The 23,635-nt window shown below is 35.0% G+C and carries 15 protein-coding genes; all 15 read left to right on the top strand.

The window, feature by feature from the left end:
- Positions 1 to 24 precede the first annotated feature (24 nt).
- The gene (locus tag ODR02_RS10120) at positions 25 to 879 is read left to right on the top strand and encodes a hypothetical protein (RefSeq protein ID WP_309512354.1); all 855 of its coding nucleotides are present in this window, start codon (positions 25 to 27) and stop codon (positions 877 to 879) included.
- Between the two features lie 567 nt (positions 880 to 1,446).
- Positions 1,447 to 2,184, top strand: a complete 738-nt coding sequence (locus ODR02_RS10115) for a hypothetical protein (RefSeq protein ID WP_309512353.1) — start codon at positions 1,447 to 1,449, stop codon at positions 2,182 to 2,184.
- A 668-nt stretch (positions 2,185 to 2,852) separates the two neighbouring features.
- Positions 2,853 to 4,157: an ATP-binding protein gene (locus ODR02_RS10110; protein ID WP_309512352.1), complete on the top strand. Its 1,305-nt coding sequence runs from the start codon at positions 2,853 to 2,855 to the stop codon at positions 4,155 to 4,157.
- 73 nt (positions 4,158 to 4,230) lie between these two features.
- A complete protein-coding gene (locus tag ODR02_RS10105; RefSeq protein WP_309512351.1) occupies positions 4,231 to 4,800 on the top strand; it encodes a hypothetical protein in 570 nt (189 codons plus the stop codon).
- A complete protein-coding gene (locus ODR02_RS10100) occupies positions 4,797 to 5,237 on the top strand; it encodes a lysozyme (protein ID WP_209783869.1) in 441 nt (146 codons plus the stop codon). Before ODR02_RS10105 ends, ODR02_RS10100 begins: the two co-directional genes overlap by 4 nt.
- Before the next feature lie 322 nt (positions 5,238 to 5,559).
- A complete protein-coding gene (locus ODR02_RS10095; protein WP_209783870.1) occupies positions 5,560 to 6,402 on the top strand; it encodes a hypothetical protein in 843 nt (280 codons plus the stop codon).
- 13 nt (positions 6,403 to 6,415) lie between these two features.
- Positions 6,416 to 7,435 (top strand): hypothetical protein, encoded by a 1,020-nt coding sequence (locus ODR02_RS10090; protein ID WP_209783871.1) that lies wholly within the window; start codon positions 6,416 to 6,418, stop codon positions 7,433 to 7,435.
- On the top strand, positions 7,435 to 11,928 hold the full coding sequence (locus ODR02_RS10085) for a hypothetical protein (RefSeq protein ID WP_309512350.1): 4,494 nt from the start codon (positions 7,435 to 7,437) through the stop codon (positions 11,926 to 11,928). The genes ODR02_RS10090 and ODR02_RS10085 overlap by 1 nt, the downstream gene beginning before the upstream one ends.
- Before the next feature lie 485 nt (positions 11,929 to 12,413).
- Positions 12,414 to 14,030: a T9SS type A sorting domain-containing protein gene (locus ODR02_RS10080; protein WP_209783873.1), complete on the top strand. Its 1,617-nt coding sequence runs from the start codon at positions 12,414 to 12,416 to the stop codon at positions 14,028 to 14,030.
- A 4-nt stretch (positions 14,031 to 14,034) separates the two neighbouring features.
- Positions 14,035 to 17,460 carry an RHS repeat domain-containing protein gene (locus ODR02_RS10075; RefSeq protein WP_209783874.1) on the top strand — a complete coding sequence of 1,142 codons (3,426 nt, stop codon included), beginning with the start codon at positions 14,035 to 14,037 and terminating at the stop codon, positions 17,458 to 17,460.
- A gap of 5 nt (positions 17,461 to 17,465) precedes the next feature.
- On the top strand, positions 17,466 to 20,957 hold the full coding sequence (locus tag ODR02_RS10070; protein ID WP_309512349.1) for a DUF6443 domain-containing protein: 3,492 nt from the start codon (positions 17,466 to 17,468) through the stop codon (positions 20,955 to 20,957).
- Positions 20,954 to 21,373 (top strand): hypothetical protein, encoded by a 420-nt coding sequence (locus tag ODR02_RS10065; protein WP_209783876.1) that lies wholly within the window; start codon positions 20,954 to 20,956, stop codon positions 21,371 to 21,373. The genes ODR02_RS10070 and ODR02_RS10065 overlap by 4 nt, the downstream gene beginning before the upstream one ends.
- A gap of 235 nt (positions 21,374 to 21,608) precedes the next feature.
- Entirely contained in the window at positions 21,609 to 22,040 is a 432-nt protein-coding gene (locus ODR02_RS10060) for a hypothetical protein (protein ID WP_309512348.1), read from the top strand.
- 17 nt (positions 22,041 to 22,057) lie between these two features.
- Complete coding sequence (locus ODR02_RS10055; RefSeq protein ID WP_309512347.1) at positions 22,058 to 22,528, top strand: hypothetical protein; 471 nt, start codon at positions 22,058 to 22,060, stop codon at positions 22,526 to 22,528.
- Positions 22,529 to 23,048: 520 nt separating this feature from the next.
- Entirely contained in the window at positions 23,049 to 23,591 is a 543-nt protein-coding gene (locus tag ODR02_RS10050) for a peptidoglycan-binding protein LysM (RefSeq protein WP_309512346.1), read from the top strand.
- Positions 23,592 to 23,635: the final 44 nt, after the last annotated feature.

Below are 23,635 nucleotides of genomic sequence, written 5' to 3'. Positions count from 1 at the left end.
AGCTGTAAAGAATAATAAAAAATCATGGAAGAAAATAAACCGATAACAAGAGCCCAGTTAAAAACCTATTTTGAAACAGGTAAACATCCTACACAAAATCAATTCTCGGATCTGATTGATTCTTTAAGACATAAAGAAGATGTTTTAAACAAAAAAGAAATGCTAATCTTTGCTAATAATCTGGCAACTATTGATAGTGCATTTATTTACTATTTCGCCAATAGTGTTGGAGATTTAGAAATCCAGGTTGCGGTAACCTCACCGGATGAAGAAGATCAGCTGATCACCCTAAGAGATTCTACAAAAGTAGGTGTAGTGAGACAATACTTATTGGGAAGCGCACCTTATACGATTAAAATAAAAAAAATATCAGAAGGTAATTTAGGAGAAACCGAATACTATAGTTTTGGCTATCAGTTAAGTGAAAGCTATTATATCCGTAGATTATTCGGAAACAATCTGAATACTATTCCTGATGGTTTTGATTTTGGAGAATTGAAGAATAGCAGACTACCCATTGAAATTTCTAAAATTGATAATTATGCAAGAATCAATATTGTAAATACAAGTATTAAGTTTACAAACAGAACTGAAGTGCCTATCCAATACAGAGCATACTCACAATACTGGGGTAATGAACATGGAGATAAAGATACCGTTACCGATCATTATGATGCATGGGACTTTTTGTACATTGCTTATAATGCCGACCTTCAGGCAGTCACTCAGAACGTACAGTGCGATTTGTATGATGCGGATACTGACACTCTTGTAGCCTCAGGATATTTGTATGCCGGGCAAAGTCAGGAAAATTGGTGGGGTGGCCAGGTAGATAAAGTCAGAAATATTAGGATCGAATGTAACTATGCTTCTAAATAATAATGAATGATTTTAAAACAAAGTTACTGCAGCTACAGACAAGCAGGGGCAAAAAACTTTGATAAGAACAGAAAAGTGATTAATTTTGAACTGTAAACAAAACATAGCAATTGCTATTATATAAAACAATAAGCCGTAATTCTATCAATATAAAAGACCTTGAGATCACAGGACGGCAGAGAAGTAATCCATTATATTCTCATTACTAAAAATACAATCTCAATCGGGTAAGATATCCTGTAAAAGGAAGCTTTTTCCATTGGAACATCATCCGGAAAACGGAATGAAGGGTTGTCACATCTATTTTTTGAAAGTAAATAATAAATTCTGTGAAAACGGAAGGTGGAAATGCATTGCATGAAATTAAGAAACAAGAGTCATTGATTTTAGGTGTAATAAATTGTTTATGAGTAAGATGTGAGTTGCTGCAGCTACAGGATGAAGAGAGCGAAAAACTTTTATAAGAACAAAAAAAGTATCAATTTTGAACTTTACATCACAACCGGGAATCAGCTCCAGAAAGCAGTTATAGTAAGAACATAAGCCAACAAAGAAAACTAAAATATCATGGAAGAAAACAATATATTAATCCCAAGAGAGGAGCTGAAAACCTACTTTGAAACCGGTAAATATCCTACAGAAAGCCAGTTTGGCCGATTCATAGATAACTACCTCCATTTAAATGAACTTAATTTCGGACTGGATGTAAAGGCATCAGCAGAATGGACCTCAAAATACTATCATTTCTATCAGGCCGGAAACGTTGAAAAATCGGGACGAGGACACATTAATCTGGAAGCAGAATCCGGAAGTGAGCCACAGAAAATAGATCATTATGTACATGCTTTCAGCAGAAGTGTAAGTTATAAATACTTAAAGGTAAAATTATCAAATGAATTAGATATTGATAAGTACAAGCCTAAGATTATTATAAAACGTTACAAACAGAAAAAAAAGGTCAGGAATGGATTCAAAGATGCAGGTTATTACAGGGAACAGCAATTAGATGCAATATCCCTGGGCAGAATGTCCGAATACCCTGTAACATCTAAAGAAATGATTCTGGATATCAATCCTATTAATTATTTCAGACCTGGATCACAGTTCAATGAGTTTTATCCATCAGGAACACTTACCAGACCTGGTTCATTCAGACATACGGTTCATCATAGAAAACCATTTTCTCTTATTCAGATGCTTTTGGAAATTGAGATCAATGGCAAAAAATATACATCGTATCCCGTTAATATAAAAATTATTTTGGGACGGGACTTTTACGATTTGGTTAATTATATTATTGATTAATCCCAAACATACCTCAATCGGAGAGATTCTCCTTGGCAGGACACCTTTTAGCGCATGAAATCCAGGAATTTTCTGATGTATAAACATGAGAATCTCCTCCTGGAAGCAGAATGGCTGGTCTTCGGATCTATTGTTCTCTTTCAAACGTAGATTAATTCTTTAAAAAGAAGGACTCCAATGAAGGAGCGACTTTCCAAAAACAGCTGCTGTACCGGCTGTGGAGAGACACTCAAATGCGAGCAACTTTCCGGTTGAGATTTCTAGAAATCAACTACGAAATACCATGTAATCATCCTTGAGATGCTGCATGATATTTAAAAAACATATACAACATACCTCAATCGGAGAGATTCTCTTTGGCAGGACACCTTTTAGCGTTTGAAATCCCGGAATTTTCTGATGTATAAACATGAGAATCTCCTCCTGGAAGCAGAATGGCTGGTCTTCAGATCTGTTGTTCTCTTTCAAACGCAGATTCATTCTTTAAAAAGAAGGACTCCAATGAAGGAGCTACTTTCCAAAAACAGCTGCTGTGCCGGCTGTGGAGAGATACTCGAATGTGAGCAACTTTCCGGTTGAGGTTTCTTGAAATCAACGACAAGATAAGGGGAAGCATCTTAAAAGTAAAAATGATGCTGTACACCGGATCTTAAAAAAGATAAAAACCCATGGAGTCAGAACAATTACAAAAATTATTTACTCATTTAGAAAAGGTTATTACATGGCGTATCAACAATCCTTCAGAGGATTTTAATGGAGGAGCCCCTGAATTTAATACCAGTAACCATGAAAATTTTCAATTAGGAGATTATATTTCAGGGAAAGAGCTTGCCCATCAGGAAGTTGTGATTCTTTTAATGGCTTTATTGCCCCGATTGGATACCGCATTGCTGAAACGCATTTACTTGGAGCTTCCGGGGAGTGCGCTGTTTGACTTTTGTTCAACCAACGATAGCGGCAGGCTCTTTTATCCTACCATTCAGGCTGTTCAATACGTTTTGGGAGGAGACAGTATTTCAGAACGATTGAAAGCTCTGGATTATTTCGGTCCGGATTCGGTTTTGAGTAAAGAAGAACTCATCGTTTTTGCAGGTTCAGCCCATGAAAACAGACAGATCAATGTTCATGAAGAAGCTTTTAACAAAATCATGTTTGGCTCGGAATTATTGCCGAAAATGAGCAATGATTTTCCGGCAGAACAGATACTCACCCGCCGATCATGGGAAGATTTAATACTTCCTCAAACTACGCTGCAGGAGCTTAAAAGTATTGAAGCCTGGTACAATAGCAGCCGGATTCTTATGGAAGATTGGAACATGCAGACCAAACTTAAACCAGGGTTCAGAGTGTTGTTTCATGGAGAACCGGGAACAGGAAAGACTCTTGCTGCCAGCCTTTTAGGGAAATATACCCAACGTCCTGTTTTCAGAGTAGATGTTTCTATGCTGGTCTCAAAGTATATCGGAGAAACAGAAAAGCAGTTAGCTAAACTGTTTAACAAAGCAGAAAATAAAAACTGGATTTTATTTTTTGATGAAGCGGATGCTATTTTCGGAAAACGAACCTCTGTAAAAGATGCCCATGACAAATATGCCAATCAGGAAGTTTCTTATTTGCTGCAACGTATTGAAACATTTTCAGGGCTTATTATTCTGGCATCCAACTTTAAAAATAATATGGATAAAGCCTTTACACGACGCTTTCACAGCTGCATACAATTCAATAATCCAAAGCATGAAGAGCGTCTGCGTATCTGGCAGCAAAATTTACCCGAACCATTACAACTTGAAGATATTGATCTGGAACAAATTGCCCAGCGATATGAATTAACCGGCTCTAATATTATGAATGTCATACAGGATGTAAGTTTAAAAACAATTGCATTAAAAGAACCTGGTTATAAAGTAAGTTTAGATATGTTGCTGGATAGCATCAAAAAAGAATATGTAAAAGAAGATAAAATCTTTATGTAAGGATTTGAATATCAATTGAATTTCCTGAGACTGAAAAATTCAAAATAGGCCTCAATTTTTAAAACTAAAACTCATGAAAACAAAGATTCTGTTATTGCTCATATTGAGCAGTCTCATGCTGGGCTGCCGGAGTAAACACAAAATTACAGCTACTTATAAAGAAAATACAAAAAATACAGAAAAAATAAAAGCTGATTCTTTAACCCTTCAAAGCTCACAATCAACTCAAAGTATATCAGATGAGGTGTTGCTGAAGGAAGAGAGAAATGAAGTATCGGGAGATCTGTTGATTAAAGGAAAATCTGATGCATCTAATCCCTTTGTTTTCCATAACGTGATAGGGCGTGATACCATTCAACGTATTTCCATTGTGGGGAATGCAGAATATTCCATCAGCAGCTATTATGCAAAAGTCAACCATGAAAAATCAGAGGTTAAAAAAGAAGAAATTACCCATGCTGCTCAGGATGTAACCCAGAAAACAATTTCAAAAGAAACAGTCAAAGAAGTGGCTTCAAATGTCTCTGAAGAAACAAAGGAAATTCAATCAGATGGATTGGAACTCCTGGCCTGGATTTTCATTACGATTATTGGAATCACTTTAGTACTCATCTTTTTCACCTACAAATATTTTAAGATATGAAAACATCACAAAAGGGAATCAATCTGATTGTGTCATTTGAAGGCTTCAGTTCAAAACCTTATCTGGATTCTGCCGGAATTCCCACAATAGGATATGGCAACACTTACTATCCGGGAGGAAAAAAAGTTACCATGAAAGATCCTGCCATCACTAAAGAAAAAGGAATAGAGCTGTTTTCATCTGTTTTACCAACTTATGAAAAAATCGTCAACAGTAAAATTAAACTGAATCTTACTCAAAATCAATTTGATGCTCTCGTATCGCACACTTACAATACCGGAGGATCAGATGGACTATTTTCTTTGATTAATAAAAAAGCAGAAGAGCAGGCCATCAGAAATTGGTTTACCACGAAATATATTACGGCCACCGGAAAAACCTTAAACGGGCTCATCCGCAGAAGAAAGGCTGAAGCTGATCTGTTCTTTTCTAAATAAACAATTTCTACCTAATAGTGGGAACTTTAAACCATCTATTATCATTGGTAAATCTCCAAAGTCAGGTGTGGCCTGCTTTGTTCCGGCTTCAAACTGCTCATACAGTTCAAATTTCAAACAAAGATGTTATAGCATCATTGTAATATTTTGAGATCACAAAAGTGGAATCAGCTTCATGGATTCTTTCTAAGTGAATGCATAGCCCTATAGCTTCATCTGCAAGTATATGGACTTCTTCGCTCCTTTAAAATGTAACGGATAGAAATAATCTTTAAGCCTTTCCCAATTATCAATTTTATCAAAACTAATTATCAATTATCAAATGAGTACACCATTACATACAATTTTCAGTTGGTTTGAAACGGGAGATTTTCCAACAGAAACCCAGTTTAAAGACACGTTTTTATCTTTTTATCACAAAGATGACTTAATCCCTATGAAAGGTATTGAAGGATTTGAAGAAATTTTTCAATTATTTGCCAGCGCAGAAGCATTTCAGGAACACTTAAAAGACCCAAAGGCTCATTCGGAATATCTGGCTTTATTGAATGCCGGTAACCTGACTGCAGCGCATGTGGACAGCTGGAAAAGCAAACTTGGAATCAGCAATATTGCTACGATCGACAGTTCTGATCAATTGGGGAATGCGTACACGAAAATACAGGTAAATAGTTTTGTGGATGCATTGAAAGGTGCTGATAAAGACTTGGCTCTTGAGATAGAAAATATTAGAAACATATTATTATCTAATGATTTGTCTTTAGATGAGCTTCAGGAAATAGTAGACTTCATCAAAAAAAACCGTGAAGATATTGAAGCTTTAAAAGCTCTTCCCATAGGAGAATCAAGTGAAGATAAAGTAAAGCTGTTATTGGACTACGGTTGGCTGGACAGCCCGAAAAATCAGCAGGAATTTAATAAGCAGATCTATGATAAGGTTTTGCTGATCTCACAAACAGCTGAAAGTACCGTAGTGCAGGTTACCGGAAGTGCAGTATTTCCCAATACCCTTGAAACGGAAAATGTGATCATTCAGGCCCGGGACAGTGTTACCGGAAAAAAAATAAATATTGACGATTATGCAACCAATCAAACCATCGAGATTAAGATGTTGGGCGACCTTGCTAATCCGATTAACATTCTCATTTTAAAAGTTAAACCATAAAAAAATAAAAACTATGAACAATAACGCAGTAATCAGTAATAACGCAAATCAGGATAATTTTTTCGGGGAATTACAACGTACCCGTTTTCAACAATTTACTTCATTTCCCAGTACGGATGGTGTTCCTGCAGGTTGGGTAATTGATTATAATGGACAATTGCATCAATGGAATGGAACCGAATGGATTAATTTGGCCGAAAATTATGTACATCCGGAATATCCGCTGACTAATAATCCATTTCAGACCAATCAGACAAGTGGACTTCTATTGCTAAGTCAGCTCCTGACCAATAGTTCAGGGCATGTTATTAAAGTAGCAGGCCGAAATCTTACCAATGCAGATATTGTTTCTATTGTTGTGAATGACGCTATTCAGTCAGGTACCTTTACATGGTCATCCTATAAGATTAAAACTTATGTTGAAAATTTCATAGGACAAAGCCTTACAGGAGCACTGATCTATCAGCCGGGAGGTTATACTCCTTCTACTGTTGAAGGTTCAATGACGATGCCATCACCTGCTACAGCAGCGGTAATTAAAACAGGAATGGTATGGGTGATTACAGCAAATGGATGGGTGGGCAATGAACCTGTATCTGTGGGGGACCATCTTATTGCCAATACCGATGATGCTTACAATATCCCTAAAAATTATCAGATTATAGAAAAAGGTATTCCTGATATTGTAGACGCTACAGATACGGTAAAAGGAGTGATCCAGATCGCTACAGATATTGAAGCTATTGAGGGAATCAATATTACTAAAGCAATGACTCCAAAATCTACGAAAGCTGTTTTGGATGCAAAAATTAAATCCCAAACATGGCATATCGGAGATGGAGCGTCCGTTTCTTTCCCCATCACCCATGGCTGGAATACCGTGAATGTTGATTATATCTGTTATCGTAATGCTGATAATAGAAAAATAAATGTAAGCTGTGTGGTTATATCAGAAAATGATGTACAAATAGATGTTTTAGCACCTCTTACCCCGAATGAATATAGAATTACTTTAACTGCAAGACTAGACTAATGATTGCTCCTGAATATTTTAACAATCATATCGCCGTAGAAGGTGAAATAATTGTGAAAAGTGTTCCAAACGATGCAGGTTCTGTAATGGTTTGGAATTCTGTAACGAAAAAAATTAGCACAAGAACCCATGCGGAAATAGTTTCTGATTTAAATTTAGTAACAACTAATACCTTTCAGGATATATCGGCAAGAAAAACATTCTCAGGAGCTACCGGGAATGCTTATAATGCAGTTGCTTTAGAAGTAAGAGGTAATGGTACATCTGATACAATTTATCCTGCAATTTCTTTCCATCAGCCAGGCCTTTATGCCGGTACATTGCAGTATAGGTCAAACGGTTACCATTTTATGAATATCAATGGCAATGCTTTTGATAACGTGAGATCTGCCGGGTATTATAAAGACGGGTCAGATAACGGAAGATTCCTTACGGGAGGTGGTGGGGATTATGATTCCCGAAGAAAAGAAGACTCCTGGTATCATTCCGGAAGAAACTTCCCGCAGGGTACATTCATTGAAACTGATGTAGATTATTCTGTAGACCATGGAGATCAGTTTCTTTTAGAGATTAAAGGGAATATGTACGGCACTGATCAGCCTTTAGATTGTAAGATTCAGGGCTATATCGATAACGGGACTATTATTTCTCATAGCGGCTATTCTACATTACATTACTGGAATTCGATTACTGCCTTAAACTTAAATGGTAAACTTTGTTTTTGGTTTACTCAATTATCTTACTGGCAGGGGTTTGATGTAAAGGTAACAGTTGGATATGGAGGTTTAGACCAAGGTAAAAACAGAGTTACTTCAGTGTCGGATCATCCGGATCCGGGAGGTACAAAAAGGGTTCAGATCAATCTTAAACATTTACTTACTAAAGAAGAATTAGTTGCTGGTAATACATTTTGGGAGAAGAAAGATACAGGCGGCTATTGGGCATTAGATTCAGATAGACCTATAGCGGGTTTAAACGGTAATAATTCTCAAGTTATTTTATCTGGTGGTTTATTGGCTTCTTCTGCTTATACGGACTCTCAGTTTATTCCTGCATATGGTATCCACTCAAAAGGTTTTGTGCAAACAGATGAAGGTTTTCAAAACAGGTTTTACAAAGTAGATGAAAGAAATAGAATCTGGTCATTTGCAAACGCAGATACTTACGGACTTTCTTATTATCAGGGAAGTGCCAATAGTTTGAATGAGGGTATAGGTTTCCATTTTGGAGATCCGGATCAGCCTACCCATTTTCTGGGACGATCAGGCCAGATTTATTCTAAAGTAGGTATTTATTCTAATTCATTTACTACAGGTAATAACCAGGTTTTAAATTATAGTGGTCCGTCTACATTATATATAGGAAATCCTACCATTAATACGATTATTGAATCTAGTAACAATGATATAATACACTCTAAAAATGGAGTAAATGGAGTGGTTTGGGATGCCCATAACTTAGATCCTTCAACTTTTGTTAATGCATCTGCTCTAAATAATTATGTTCCCTATAATGGTGCAGCACAGGATGTAAATCTTGGGGCAAAAGATTTAGAATTTGATGGCGGAGGATCTATAAGTAAACACCAGAATAATGTAAGGATATTTAATAAAGTTTATCAAGGGAATTATGGTGATGGAGGGCACACAGGTATTTTAGCGATTAAAATGCCACAAGCCTCAACAGAGCATGCTATGTTTAGTGTTGATATTAATATTTATGGATATGAAAATCAGTACTTAGGAAAAGTTAATGTCGCTTTCTATAAATATGTATCAGGAACTTTGGTTTCTAATGGTTCAAAAGCCTTATGGGAAGTCACAGATAATTTCCCTACTACTACCGCAAGAATAGGGATTGGAACTGATGGATATGTTAGTATTTTATTAGGAGAATCAAACACATTCTGGAATGGATACTTTTCATTTGAAGTAGCTAAAGTAGAAATTAAATATGGGAACTATAATCTTGACTGGAATGTAGGATGGTCTCATGCAATAGAACCTAACTTTGATTTATATCCTTCCAATATCATTGTGTTACCTTCTGATGTAGTTGCTACAAGAAGTTGGTTAACAAATTTTGCAGACAGCAGCTATATTCCAAAAGCGGTTCAGCTTAATGATAACTTCAATAGTCTTGGAGGGTATTCCAGTTCCGGAGTTTATAGAGCGAACAGTAATGCAGGAGGCGTTCAGCATTTGTACAGTCCTATGTTGCATATGGGTGCCCAGGATACCACAGCACAGTTGCAGGTAAAATATAATGATACGAATGCAGACGCAGGAGAATTAGTCTATAGAAGTGGGTATAATGGTAATTGGACGCTATGGAGAAGAGCCTGGGATAATGTAAACTTCAAACCAGGAGATTATCAGACAAGAAATACAGATGAAATTATCTCCGCAGCGAAATCCTATTATAACAGAATACCTTTCAAACTAAAAAATAGTTCATATAAATCCTGGTCAATTCAGAAACCTACCAATAACAATTTAATATTGGCACCTTCTGTTACCAATAATGCAGAAGATTGGGATTTGGGCAATAGGATAGAATTCACTGATGCTGGTCAGGTTTTATCAAAAGGTTTTAATAAAATCGGGTATAATGATAACTATATCTTAACAGCAGGTGGTGGGCAAAGATTAGCCTCAGACTTTGTATCATCTTCAGACTTAGGAAACTATCTCAGAAAAGATGGCGGTACTATGACAGGAGCTTTCAATATAGAGACTCCAGCTATGTTAGGTAGATGGAAAAGTACTGCACAAACAGGGAATTATCTGACCTGGCAAAAGTATGATGGATCTAAAGATATAGCTTATATTGGAGCTGATGGAGATTCGGCCTCAGGAGGTGGAGCAGGAGATAGTTTTGCAATGAGAGCTATAAATGGGGGTGACTTATTATTAAGTTCAGATAATGGTGTTGTTAAAATTCAAGGGGGTATTCCTTGGACGACTAACAATTTAAATCCTGCAGAATACTTAGCGAAAAGAGGCTTACATCAAGATGCAGCCGCAGTAAAAACTGATTATCCTTTAAGTGTTACAGATTGGGCGACAGGTACCGGATTCCCCACTACTTATGGTAACTCTTTACATATTGCAGGAAATAATACATGGTATCATAGAATAGATTTTCCTTTATTCAGCAATCACTTAGAATATTGGCAGGCGATCAATACAACAACCATGACGAAAAAAGGAAATATTCCTTTATTGTCAGATGGAGAAGCACTTTGGACTAATAATAATTTTAATCCAGATGCTAAAGTTAATTCTGCGGAAAATGCTCAAACATTAGGATTCTCAAGTGGTTTATCAGCAGGTGCACCTTACATCTATCATAGAACAGATGGTTATGTATTCCTGGCTACTCAATCCTGGGTATCGTCTAATTTTACGAGTCAGACTCTGTCTATTCAACCTGAAGGAGAAGATGGTCAATGGATAAATCTGACCAATTCAAATGGAGTTTTAGCTTCCAATTATTTTATTACATCCAGAGATGGTTCAAGAGACCCGAATACAGTTGTTGCCCCAAATGGCAATTCCCGTAGAGTTAGATTTGATTTTATTAATGCTGGATCTGTTGGAGGCTCCGGAAATTATGCGGGTGTAATGACTTACGCTCCATGGGATGGCACATCTGCATCCACTGGGGATTCTTCATACCAATTGGTTTTTGCCAATCAAACCGGTATAAATGGAGAAGGAGTACCAATGCTTAAAATCAGAAAAGGTATTGATGATAAGTGGTCTAAGGCATGGTATAAATTATGGAGTGACGCAGATTTTTCTCAAGGTAATATCAATAGTTGGAATTATATGTCTAATAACGGTGTTATTGTAAACCAGCAATTTACTAGTCATACAGGTAATGGATTAATGGTTGCTGATGAGTATAATGGTGGAGAATCCGGTATATATAATGAACAGGATGGTTTCTATTTAACTGTATTGGAAGGTGAGTATTATAAATATTCAAGTAAATATAAGAGTTGGGAAGGTATTAATTTCCATAGAAAGAGTTATAATATTGGTATAGGTACAGATGCTAATGATGCTGATAAAGTAACTGTTTCAGGCTCAGTAAAGGCTACTGAAAACTTTAAATCAAAAGATGAAAAGCCTAATACTTTATTTATTCCGGACGGAAGTCTTTCTTATCTTGATGATGAGATTATCAATGAAGACTCAAGAATGAGATTGTCTCATGGCATGATTGAGCAGCAGCCAGGAGTTCAATATTATGATTCTGATAATAGAATGCTGGTCATCAGATGTGTATATGGTGAGCAATTTACATTAGGAAAAGTTTTCCGAGGTCAGAGAATACTCGTATTAAATGCCAGTGATAGTTATGGACAGGGATTCGACATAAAAAGCGCAGGGTATTCATACAAAATACCACCGTATAGCTCTATCCAATTATTTGTCTGGGATGAAAAGACCGTTTATAAATATGCAGAAAATAAGATGTATTAAAACTGGAAAATTCCGAAAGTAAGGAATATATAACTCAAATAAAAAGGCGCCACTTGTTTTAAAGTGGCGTCTTTTGACTTTTTGGTGACCAAGACGAGCATATCTTCAAACACTTTTGTCACTGATTGGGTTCGTTTGAGTCAAATTAAGCAAGAATTGTAAAGCTCATTTTTTATCAAATAACTGCCTTTAGTTTATGATATTATAAACCTTTATTATACTTCAAATTTCAATTATATTAATTTGTTTAGATACTTATCTAAAAGAATACTTCTTTCTTTTTAATTTCTTCATTGTAAAGTAATAAAATACGACAAGATTTGTCGTTTCTGCAGTCTGTTTTCGTGAAATAAATTTGAATTTACAGTTTATATAGTATTGCTAGTTGTAATAAATATATTTAATTATTTATTTTTCAAAAAAATGTTAAATTAGCTGCGTTTTTATAAAAACTAATTAATAACTCGAAAAGCGACAATAAGAGAATGAAGAAACTCTCTCTCAGTGCATTTACTCTATGCACCGTCCTAAGCATATCTGCCCAGGACGTGATATGGCAGAAAGATATCAAATCCTCTACCCAGGATTTCTTGAGCCAGGTTACTACAACCATCAATCAGCAATACCTTATTACAGGAAGTTGCATTCAGGTCAAAAACCAACCACCGGCAGCCGTCAGCCAAAAGCAAAATACTGGTTATGATTTCCACCTGGTAAAACTGAATCAGCAGGGAGAAGAAGTGTGGGAAAAATATTTCTCAGGACAAAACCATGATTATCTATCTGCAACCGTCACCACTCAAGATGGAGGATTTCTTTTGGCAGGAACATCTTATTCCGGAAAGGGATTAGACAAAAAGGAGGACTCCAAAGGAGGCTCAGATATTTGGCTGGTCAGAATCAATGAATTTGGTGATGAATTATGGCAGAAAACCTTAGGGAGTTCTTCCGATGAAGAAGCAAGAGCTGTCATTCAGACTACGGATCTAGGATTTTTTGTTGCCGGAAACGTACAAAACGCTACTAAGGGCTATGGATCCAAAGATGTTTGGATCACGAGAATTGATAAAGACGGAAAAGAACTTTCCCAATTAATCTTAGGTGGAAAAGGTTTAGACGAAATAGAGAGAATGATTCCAACGAGAGATGGAGGAGCGTTATTGGGAATTTATTCAAGGAGTTCCGGGGTCCGTGTTTCGGGATCTGAAGCTAAAACGAGCGAAACCTTCTCGAACCCTGTATCGAGAAACTCGAAACAAACTGAAAACTTTGGTGAGGGTGACTACTGGATTGTCAAGTTAAACAAGAACGGAAGAGTAGAATGGGAAAAAAACTTTGGAGGAAAAGGAGATGATCATTTGAGAACCCTTGCTATAACTTCAACTGGCTTTATCATTGGTGGAGAATCCAGATCAGAAAGATCGGGAAATAAAACTGTAGCCCTTGAAGAAGGATCTGACCTTTGGTTGATTTCTTTAAATGATAACGGTGATGAGCAATGGCAGAAATCTTACAATGTTAAAAACAGAGACATCCTGATGGGAATGAGTGTGGTAAGCGGGAAGATGGAAGATGGAAGCGAGAAGTCTAAAGGCATTCTGCTGGGAGGCTATACCCAGGCTGAAGGAAGAATACAGACAGATGATGAAACGTTCTGGATGCTGTATCTGGATCAGAATGGGAATGAACAGTGGAGAAAACATATAACTGGAGAAACCAGACAAAAAGCAGAAAGGCTTTCTGATCTGAAATTAAATAGAGACGGCTCCATTATTCTTGCCGGAACCAGTGCAGAAGAACTTGGAAAAGAGAACTGGAAGATTGTGAAGCTGGGAGATAAGCAGGTTGATCAGCTGATTGAAAAATACGATATCAAGATCTATCCGAATCCAGTATCTGATTATGCATATGTAGAAATCGGATTTGATTTTAAGGAGGCTGATATTCTGTTGTATGATATGAGCGGAAGACAGCTCCAAAACCTTAAGACGAAGAATAAAGTGACTAAGATTAATACCCAGGCTTTGGTTCAGGGAGCTTATCTGGTAACGATAAAAACTGATACCAATAAAACGGCGAATGCCAAGCTGATTAAGAAATAAACAAATGAGAAAAATAACAACAACCATACTAGTAATAGCTTCTTTAAACAATATATTTGGACAAGGTAATCAGAGTCAATATGACGCCAGTTTAAAAAATGTACCAACTTCCCCGGAGATTGCCTTACTTGGAAGATTTGGAGATGTACCTGTGGGGCATTATACAGGAACGGCAGAAGTTTCAGTACCTATATATAATGTAAAGGTTGATAATATAGAAATTCCGTTAGCTTTAAGTTATCATACTTCAGGAATTAAGGTGGCAGACGAAGCTACTTGGGTAGGTTTAGGGTGGAATTTTATGCCGGAAGGAACTATTACACAGGAAATCCGAGGGAAAGAAGATTATTGGCTCAATGGAGGAGATGGTTTTGCTAATAATTCAGGATATAATATATTCAAAAGCCATTTTCCAACCCTTTATGCACAAAGCCAAATTTATCGATTCCAGTTTGGAAACCAAGGTTATAATACCGGAGGTATGATTAGTGTAAACCCTTCAGTTGATGATTCTGAGTATATTATTAATGACTTAAATCAAGGAAAGGGTCAACCTGATATTTTTACCTACAATTTTTATGGATATTCAGGTAAATTCTTTTTTAATCCGGAAAACAGCAATGAAATCCTTTTCATGGAAAGCAATGATGATTTAAAATTTTCTAAAGATTCTCAGGGTTGGATTGCCACGACCAATAAAGGTGATAAATTTTATTTTTATGCCATAGAAAAATCAAGATCTGGAGGTGCGGGCCTTTCAGTTGATGTTGGGTATACATTTAAGATATCAAAAATTGAATTGGTTAGTGGTAAAACTGTTGTATTCACGTATCAAGATGAAAGTATAAGTCAAGTATCCCCCGTGCGTGTTGCACATATCACAAACTTTACAAATTCAAGTGTAATAACAAACAATAATATTGTTAACAGTGAAAAAAAGACGTTAATAGGAATTGAGACTAATGATACCAAGATAGAATTTAATCTAAATAACAGAGAAGATATTCGTCCACAATCTTCTACAGCAATAAAGAGATTAGAATCTATTGATATCAAATCAAAATATTCTAATAAAAAGATCAAAAGTTATGTGTTGGGAACGTCATATTTTAATCCTTCTACAAGTGGTGCAGAGGAAGGATATAAAAATAAAAGATTAAAGTTAAATAGTGTTCAGGTAATTACTTATAGTGAGAGTGGTGTTCCCATTCAAAGTACCCCACCATATACATTTGAATATGACATGACAAATGTGATGCCTTCTAAAGTTTCAAGTTCAGATTTTTATGGATATAATAATGGCACAAATAGTACAGGTGAGCTTCTACCTGATTTGAGCTTTTTTGATTACTTAAATAAGGCTCCTTATAAAAATTATGGATTGAATGTTAATTATCCATACTATGGTGTTATGAGATACACAGTTCCTAATTATGTGACAACTTATATACTTAAGAAAATATCCTACCCTACCGGAGGACGTACTGAATTCGAGTACGAATCTAATACATTTTCCAATCAGTTTATTCCTACACCTTATCAGGCATCGTTAGCGAATAAAGATGTTAGTTTATCACACAGAGGAACAGAACCTGGCAATTCCCAATTTATGGTAAGTGCTCCTTTTAAGCTTACAAAACCAGAGAATATAAAATTTTATAATACTATTTATGATGGATATATGGGACCGCAATATCCTGAAGTACATTATGAACCTTATGCAATGTGGGATTGTAAAATAAAATTTATTAAAAGAAAGATGGTCAACGGACAGCCGGTTGAAAGTATTTTTAAACAATGGGCAATTGATGTTGGTGGACCCACTTTCGAGCAAACCCATTCACGTATTTGGGACGAAGAAGTGTCTGTTCCATACGATGATGATCCAACAGTAGAATATTACGTACGCGTTGAAAATCCACTTCAATATCGTAGTAATGATGGAATGCATCGGGCTATTGTATCAACTCGTTTTAGATATTATGATGATACAAATATTGATAAGTCTGTTTCATATGGAAATGGTGTAAGAATAAGGTCTATTAAAAACTATGAGAACAATGCCCTTCTATCTCATAAAGAATACAGTTACAATGGAGGGAAATTGATTTATAAATTTGAACCCTTGAACCTTATAAAGGGTGCCACATATAAAAGTCAACCAATGTATGTTTCGGGAGGGTGTTTCATTGAAAATGTATCTGTTTTTAATGATCTTTCAGTTAATTCCAGTGATTTTGGAATTGGTGGAAATAAGCCATTTGGTTATAGTGAAGTTATAGAGAAAGATATCAGTGTTACCGATGGAACATTCAAAGGCTTTACAAAATATTATTTTAAGAATACACCTTCTGAAACCTCTTTTATTAAAGGAACTCCAAAGATTGATATCCCTACCAATGGAGAGAATACTCTGATAGAGAAGTATGATCAGAATCAAAATATGCTCTCTTCTGCATTAATGGTTTATGATGATTTGCCTAATACTTATGGAGTATTTCCCTCCTTTAGTATAATAAATACTTCGACAGGTGTATATGATCCTAATAGCAATTCCTATCCATATTCTATCAATGGATGTGGTACAAATGGAACAGTCTATACAGGGAATTCAAGTATAAATCCCATAGCAACAACAAAATATCAATTTGTTTTCAATCCATTAGTTACAGGTAAAAGAAGATTAAAAACCACAATTAATACTTCTTATTTCGGTACTAAATCATTAGTTGAAAAAACTGAAATGTTATATACCGCTTCTGGTAATTTGAAGAATAAAGTTACCACAACAAGTGATGGTAAGATTATGACGACCAACTATGATTATGCAGGAGATTTGAGTAATACCCGATTAGTAAATAATGGAATGACGGGTATTCCTTTAAGGGTTTCTGTCAATTTGGATGGAACCTTTATTAATAAACTAGAAACTAAGTATGACAGTCTTTTGAACTTATTTCCCAGTTCTGTAGTCTCTACAGATTTACAAAGTACCCAATCCGTAGAAGTTACTTATGATTTATATGATTCTAAAGGTAATTTACAACAATACACTACAAAGAACGGACTTTCCACAGTAATTATCTGGGGATACAATCAAAGTAAACCTATTGCTAAAGTAGAAGGAGCAACATATGCTCAGATTGAGAATTACATTCCAGATATTATTAATGCTTCTAATATTGATGCTGCAGCTGTTGCAAACAATGATGAAACATCATTCCTATCTGTGTTGAATACTTTCAGAAACAATTTGACCAATTATCAAATTACTACTTACACTTATGATCCACTGGTTGGGGTAAGAAGCATCACTCCTCCATCAGGTATCAGAGAGCGTTATATTTATGATGCAGCCGGCCGACTTGAAAAAGTCATTGATATGGATGGAAAAGTGTTAAAAGAAATGAAATACAACTATAAAAACTAATACCGTTGAAGAAACTCATAATTCCAATCGGTGCTTTGATGATATCAGGTTTTGTACAAGCCCAATTAAGCACAACAGAAAACTATACATACAGTAAAACATATCTTGATTATGATTCCAATAACCAGCCTACCAAGACTGCAGAAACCGTTCAGTATTTTGACGGATTGGGCAGGCCTAAACAAGTTGTTAATATAAAAGCATCTCCTACAGGAAAAGATCTGGTAACAACAATTCCTTATGATGGATTCGGAAGGCAAGTGGATACCTGGCTTCCCGCGCCCATGAATACATTAAATGGCGGAATTCAATCAGGAACAGAGGGAGCAGCTCAAACTTATTATGGTGATAATACTCCTTTTACGCACAAAAACTTAGAAAATTCACCTCTGGATAGGATTTTCGAACAAAAACAAGTAGGAACAGCATGGAGCTCAAAGCCTGTGAAGTTTGACTATAATACAAATGCAGATGGTGAGGTGAAGAAGTATAATGCCGTTTTCAACTATAATACTTTTGAAACACTCATTACAGTTTCTACACCTTATGCAGCTAATCAATTGTATAAAAGAACAGTAACGGATGAGGATGGAAATAAAACTATAGAATTTAAAAATGGTAAGGATCAGATTGTGCTGGTAAGAAAAATGCTGAGTGCAACTGAAAGCACAGACACTTACTATGTTTATAATAATTATGATCAATTAGCATATGTTTTATCTCCCAAAGCAGCAGATCTTATTAAAAATCTGACTCCCGGAGTATCAGTTCCGGATACAGTGCTGAATAATCTTTGCTATCAGTATAAATATGATGGGAGAGGAAGACTGGTAGAAAAAAAGCTTCCTGGCAAAGGCAAGGAATTTATGATATATGACAAGCAAGACAGAATTGTAGGAACTCAGGATGCCGAACTAAATAAAAAAGGGCAATGGCTATATACTCAGTATGATAAGTTTGGAAGAGTTGTTATTACTGGAATAGCTACCGGAGGAGACCGGAATGCAGAGCAACTATTAGCTGATGGTTCTGGAAATATGTTAAGGAATAGTTCAGTTGTTTTTAACAGGCAGGGAATGGATGTTTTTTACGATCCGGATATTACCTATCCTCATGCTTCTAAATGGGTTACTTTATTATCAGTAAATTATTATGATTCATATCCTCAATATAGCTTTAATCCATCTGTTTTATCTGTTTTGGGAGAACCGGTACTTACCGAAATTCTTACTGCAGATGGAAGAAGCACTAAAGGGTTTCCCGTTATGAGCTTTGTAAAGAATATTGAAGATGATAACTGGACTAAGAATTACACGTATTATGATACTAAAGGACGAGTAATTGGAAAACATTCTATCAACCACCTGGGAGGTTACACCCGAACAGAATCTAAACTGGATTTTGCAGGACTCCCCAAGCAAACTATTACCAGACATAAGAGATTAGAAACAGATACTGAAAGAATTATCACAGAAAACTTTGAGTATGATAATCAGAACAGACTTGTGGTACACAAGCACCAGGTTGACAGTAACCCTGTAGAATATCTGGTTCAAAACACCTATAACGAAATTTCCCAGTTAGAATCAAAAAAAGTGGGAGGAATTGCTGCCGGGGCTCCACTTCAGCAGATGGATTATAAGTATAACATCAGAGGTTGGTTGACAAAGATCAATGATCCTGCAAATCTGAACGGAAAGCTGTTTGGTTATGAAATAAAATATCAAAATCCATCAAATTCTCAGAGCACAGGTAGGTTCAATGGTAATATTGCTGAAATTGACTGGAACAACGGATCGGAAAATCTTTTAAAGCGTTATAATTATGAATATGACGGTCTGAACAGATTAACCAATGCGTTTTATAAAGAACCATCTACAGGAAATACTGGTTATTTTGATGAGTATCTCAGCTATGATCTAAACGGTAATATCAACACACTAAAAAGAAATGCCGCTCCTATATCACAGGGGACTACTTTTGTACAGGTGGATGATCTTAGCTATCAATATACGGGAAACCGTTTAGATAAAGTAATAGAATCAGCAATGAATGACACGGGATATGAAGGTGGAAATAATATGATTGACTATGATCTGAACGGAAATATGAATACTATGCTTGATAAAGGGATTCATGGTATAGTTTATAATTATCTTAATTTGCCGGATAACTTTTCAATTACTCAGACCAATGCTGTGGGTGAAATTAATAATTTTGGATTGAATTATCTTTATAAAGCAGATGGTACAAAAATCCGTAAGACTTACACAAGCGGAGGAGGGAGAGGAAGTACAACAATTACAACAAATATAACGGATTATTTAGATGGTTTTCAATATGGCTTTTCAGAGACTACCATTTGTCTTTGGTGCAGAACAAGTGTCGCTTATGAGCAGGCAGCTTTTAAAAATGAAAATGAGGTGAATGGCATAAAGCCGATTAAACCTCAGTGGATACTTGATTTTGTATCTACGGCAGAAGGTTTTTATAGTTTTACAGAAAACCGCTATATTTATCAGTATAAGGATCACCTTGGAAACAGCAGGGTAAGTTTTGCCAAAGGCAATACAGGAACTGTTGAAATAACCGATACCAATAATTATTATGCATTTGGAATGAACCATATTGGAACGAATAAAGGATTATTGGGAGGTTATAAAAATTACAAATACAACGGTAAGGAACTACAAGAAACTGGGATGTACGATTATGGAGCAAGGTTTTATATGGCAGATCTTGGCAGATGGGGAGTTGTTGATCCTTTGTCGGAAAAACATAGAAGGCATAGCCCATATAACTACGCTGTCAATAATCCAATTTTGTTTATCGATCCTGATGGTAGGGATATTAGATTTGGTAATAATATTTACTCCTATCAAAAAGATAGAGATTATAGTAAAATTGAAAATGAGTTTGATCGAAATGTGTATAAGGCACTAGATTATTTATATTCTCAGGAAGCTCTCAATATTACTATTGGAGAAGGAAAAGATGCTACAACTGTTAATGTTATGGATTTTATGATCAATGATAAAAAAAATACCTTTACAATTTTAGAACAAACAGAGAACGGTAAAAAAAATGAATATGATCCCAATACCAAATCTGTGAAATTTAACCCATTAGAAGGTATCAGATTCAGGAAAGATGGTACCAAATCAACTTTAGAAGAAGGAAATATAGGTTATAATAGTCCATCTTCAAGATTAGGGCATGAAATACTACATGGATTTAATCATCTTTCAAATCCAAATAAATATCGAGAGCGAAATCAAAATAAATACGAAGGAAAGGCTGAAAAGTCAATTTGGACACCGGACAAAAGAAATATTGGATTTACAGATGAAGAAGAAGAGTACAATACTGTAAATTTAGGGAATCAAATGAATCAGAAACTGAATGAGGATAAAAGAACTAATTATGGAATAATAATTTACCAAGTAGAAAGTGTTACATCAACAAAAATTAAACCACCAACAGAACCAAAACCATGATCAAAGTTAAATATTCCATACTATTGATATTATTAGCAATTACTACATCTTGCAGAAATCAAAAAATGGTATTAATATATTCTAAAAATATCGTTCATAATAGTAAATATGTCATAGCTTCCGATTTAAAATATTTTTTTTCAAATAAAAGTGATATAAATAGGGTTTGTCTTAGGAATGAAAAACTAAACCTTAAGGTAGAAGAAATTAAACAAAAGATTATAACAAAAAATCAAATTATTACTCCTGATGATAGTTATTACGTGTTTGCATTTATTATTAAAAAAGATACATTATTTGCAGACGACAGATTAGAATTTTGGAGGTATGGAGATAGGGGTGTTTATTTTAAACTCGATGATTTTGAGAAAAAAAAAATACTAAAGCATTATAAAATTCATCCTGATCAATGGTAGATTGTACAGGTGAATTTTTTCTTTTCTTAGAAGTGCGTGAGCTGCTTTATAAATCTTACTGCCGCACGAAATATAAAGATTACTATCTTCTAAGAAAGTCCTCAATATTCTATTTCTCAGAGCTGTTGTTAGTACCTTGAAGTTAATATAAAAATCATGCTTTATCGGGTTATTATTTATAGCAAGTCTTATTAGTCTGTGGTATTTACTTTTAATTTTAAATAAAGAAATAAGTATGAGAAAATTAGTTTCATTTTGCCTATTGTTTTTTTTATTATCATGTCATATTAAAAATATTGACTCAGATTTTTCAAAACCCGTAAAAATAGTAAGATTTATGGGAGTTGATAGTTATTCTTCTAATATTAATCCCCAAATATTTTGGAGCCAAAATGATGAACATATGTATTTATTTATGAATAAGGCTGCTTTTCTCTCTGAGATAGAATCTTATAAAGAATTACCGAAAAGCACACTGCAAGAGTATATCTATGCATTTATAACTGCAAAAAGAGATACAATATATTCTGACTACAATTTAAAATCATGGATATTAATTAGAAACAAAAGAGAAAAGTATTACTATGACGAACAAGGTAAAACTGCTGAATTTTTAAAAAGCACCTATCCTTTTTTTAGAGAATGTTCATATATACCTAATAAATAAGTATTGCTTACATTTATATGATCTTCAGGCTTATCGTTTCTAAAACAATAGATATAAGAATAAGTTATTTAATAACATTTTTATTTCCATTCGTTTTTATTGGTTGTTCCACAGTTAAAACCTCCGAGAAATATGGTGCAGAGATAGATGTTGTTGATAATGTGCGCTCAAGAGTACTAATTGAAAAATTTAATGCATATGATAAAAATAAATCATTTTTAATTTTTACATCCGAATTTAAGAATGTAATAACAGTTAAAAACGGAGACAGTTTAGTTATTAATAAAAAGGCTGAAACCGCATCAATGTTAGGGTTTACGACTGCTTGTATAATTTTTAATAATAAAGATGTTATAATTATTATTGATAATAAGAAGGAGATCAAATTAAATGAAGTACAATTGCCAAAATATAAGTTTATTTATGTGGGAAAGGATAAAAATCATTATACAATTGAATATACAAACCATGCCAAATCCTTTCTATAAAACTAATTCATAATTAAGTTCTCTGTTTTATGCAGTTAAGCGGTGAGGTAGGTATAATAAACTAATTTCTTATCAAAGTAAAATAAAAAAGAGGCGCTACTTGTATTAAAGTGGCACCTTTTGGCTTTTTGTGACCTTGACGAATTTTCAAACACTTTTATAGATGATTGGGTTCGTTTAAGTCAAATTAAAAAAGAATTGCAAAGTTCATTTTTTAATATTCGATTAAGAATTAAGAATAAATTTTAGGCGTTAAAAAGTAGTATCCCAGCCATGAGTAATGACATCAGTTACCGGGCGGTCAACAATTTCCTTAAGTATTACGTTGCTGGTAACAGTAAAAGATCGTAATAAGAATTAATGCTATCAGATTGATTATCTGTGAACTGTATGGTGGTAATACTTAATCAATGATGAAAAAGTCTTTGGTAATGTCAGATAATGTTATTAAATTTATAAATAGTTCTGAATTTTGGATTCTGAATGACAATAGTATTACACCTCACTAAATTTATTAATCATGAAAAAGCAAATCTTTATCATTGCGCTGTCTCTGGGAGCAATTGCCTTAGGAACCAACCAGGTTAGGGCACAAAATTCAGAGCAGGTGAGTACATCAGTAAATATTATTTTATCGGACGTTATTGCAATGGACGTTGGCTCTGTTGCTTCAGAAGGTGCTGTAGATTTTAATTATGGGAGCACTAAAGACTATAATTCATCAAAAAATGTGACCGTTCCCAACAGTTTAGTCATTATTTCCTCTAAAAACTTTGATGTAAAAGTAAAATCTGAAGGCGCCCACTTTGTAAGTGGTGCCAACGTAATTCCTGTAAATGTATTACAGGTAAAGGCAATACCGGGCGGAAGTTTGGTGGGCACCCTGAATGAGGTCACTTTATCTACAACTGATCAGGTGCTGGTGAGTAATGCAAGTTTAGGAACCAAACAGTCTTTAAATATTGCATACTCTATTTCGGCAGAAAATGCCTCTAAGGTCCTGCTGGGAAAACCACAGGGAACCTACACACAAAAAATAACTTATACTGCCACTGCATTGTAAGTAAATACCAATTCTTAAATGGAAAAGCCCTCAATACTTTTGTA

It is taken from the genome of Chryseobacterium sp. CFS2 (genome assembly GCF_036543225.1).
Taxonomy (GTDB): Bacteria; Bacteroidota; Bacteroidia; order Flavobacteriales; family Weeksellaceae; genus Chryseobacterium; species Chryseobacterium culicis_A.
This window is presented reverse-complemented; position numbering and strand designations above follow the sequence as displayed.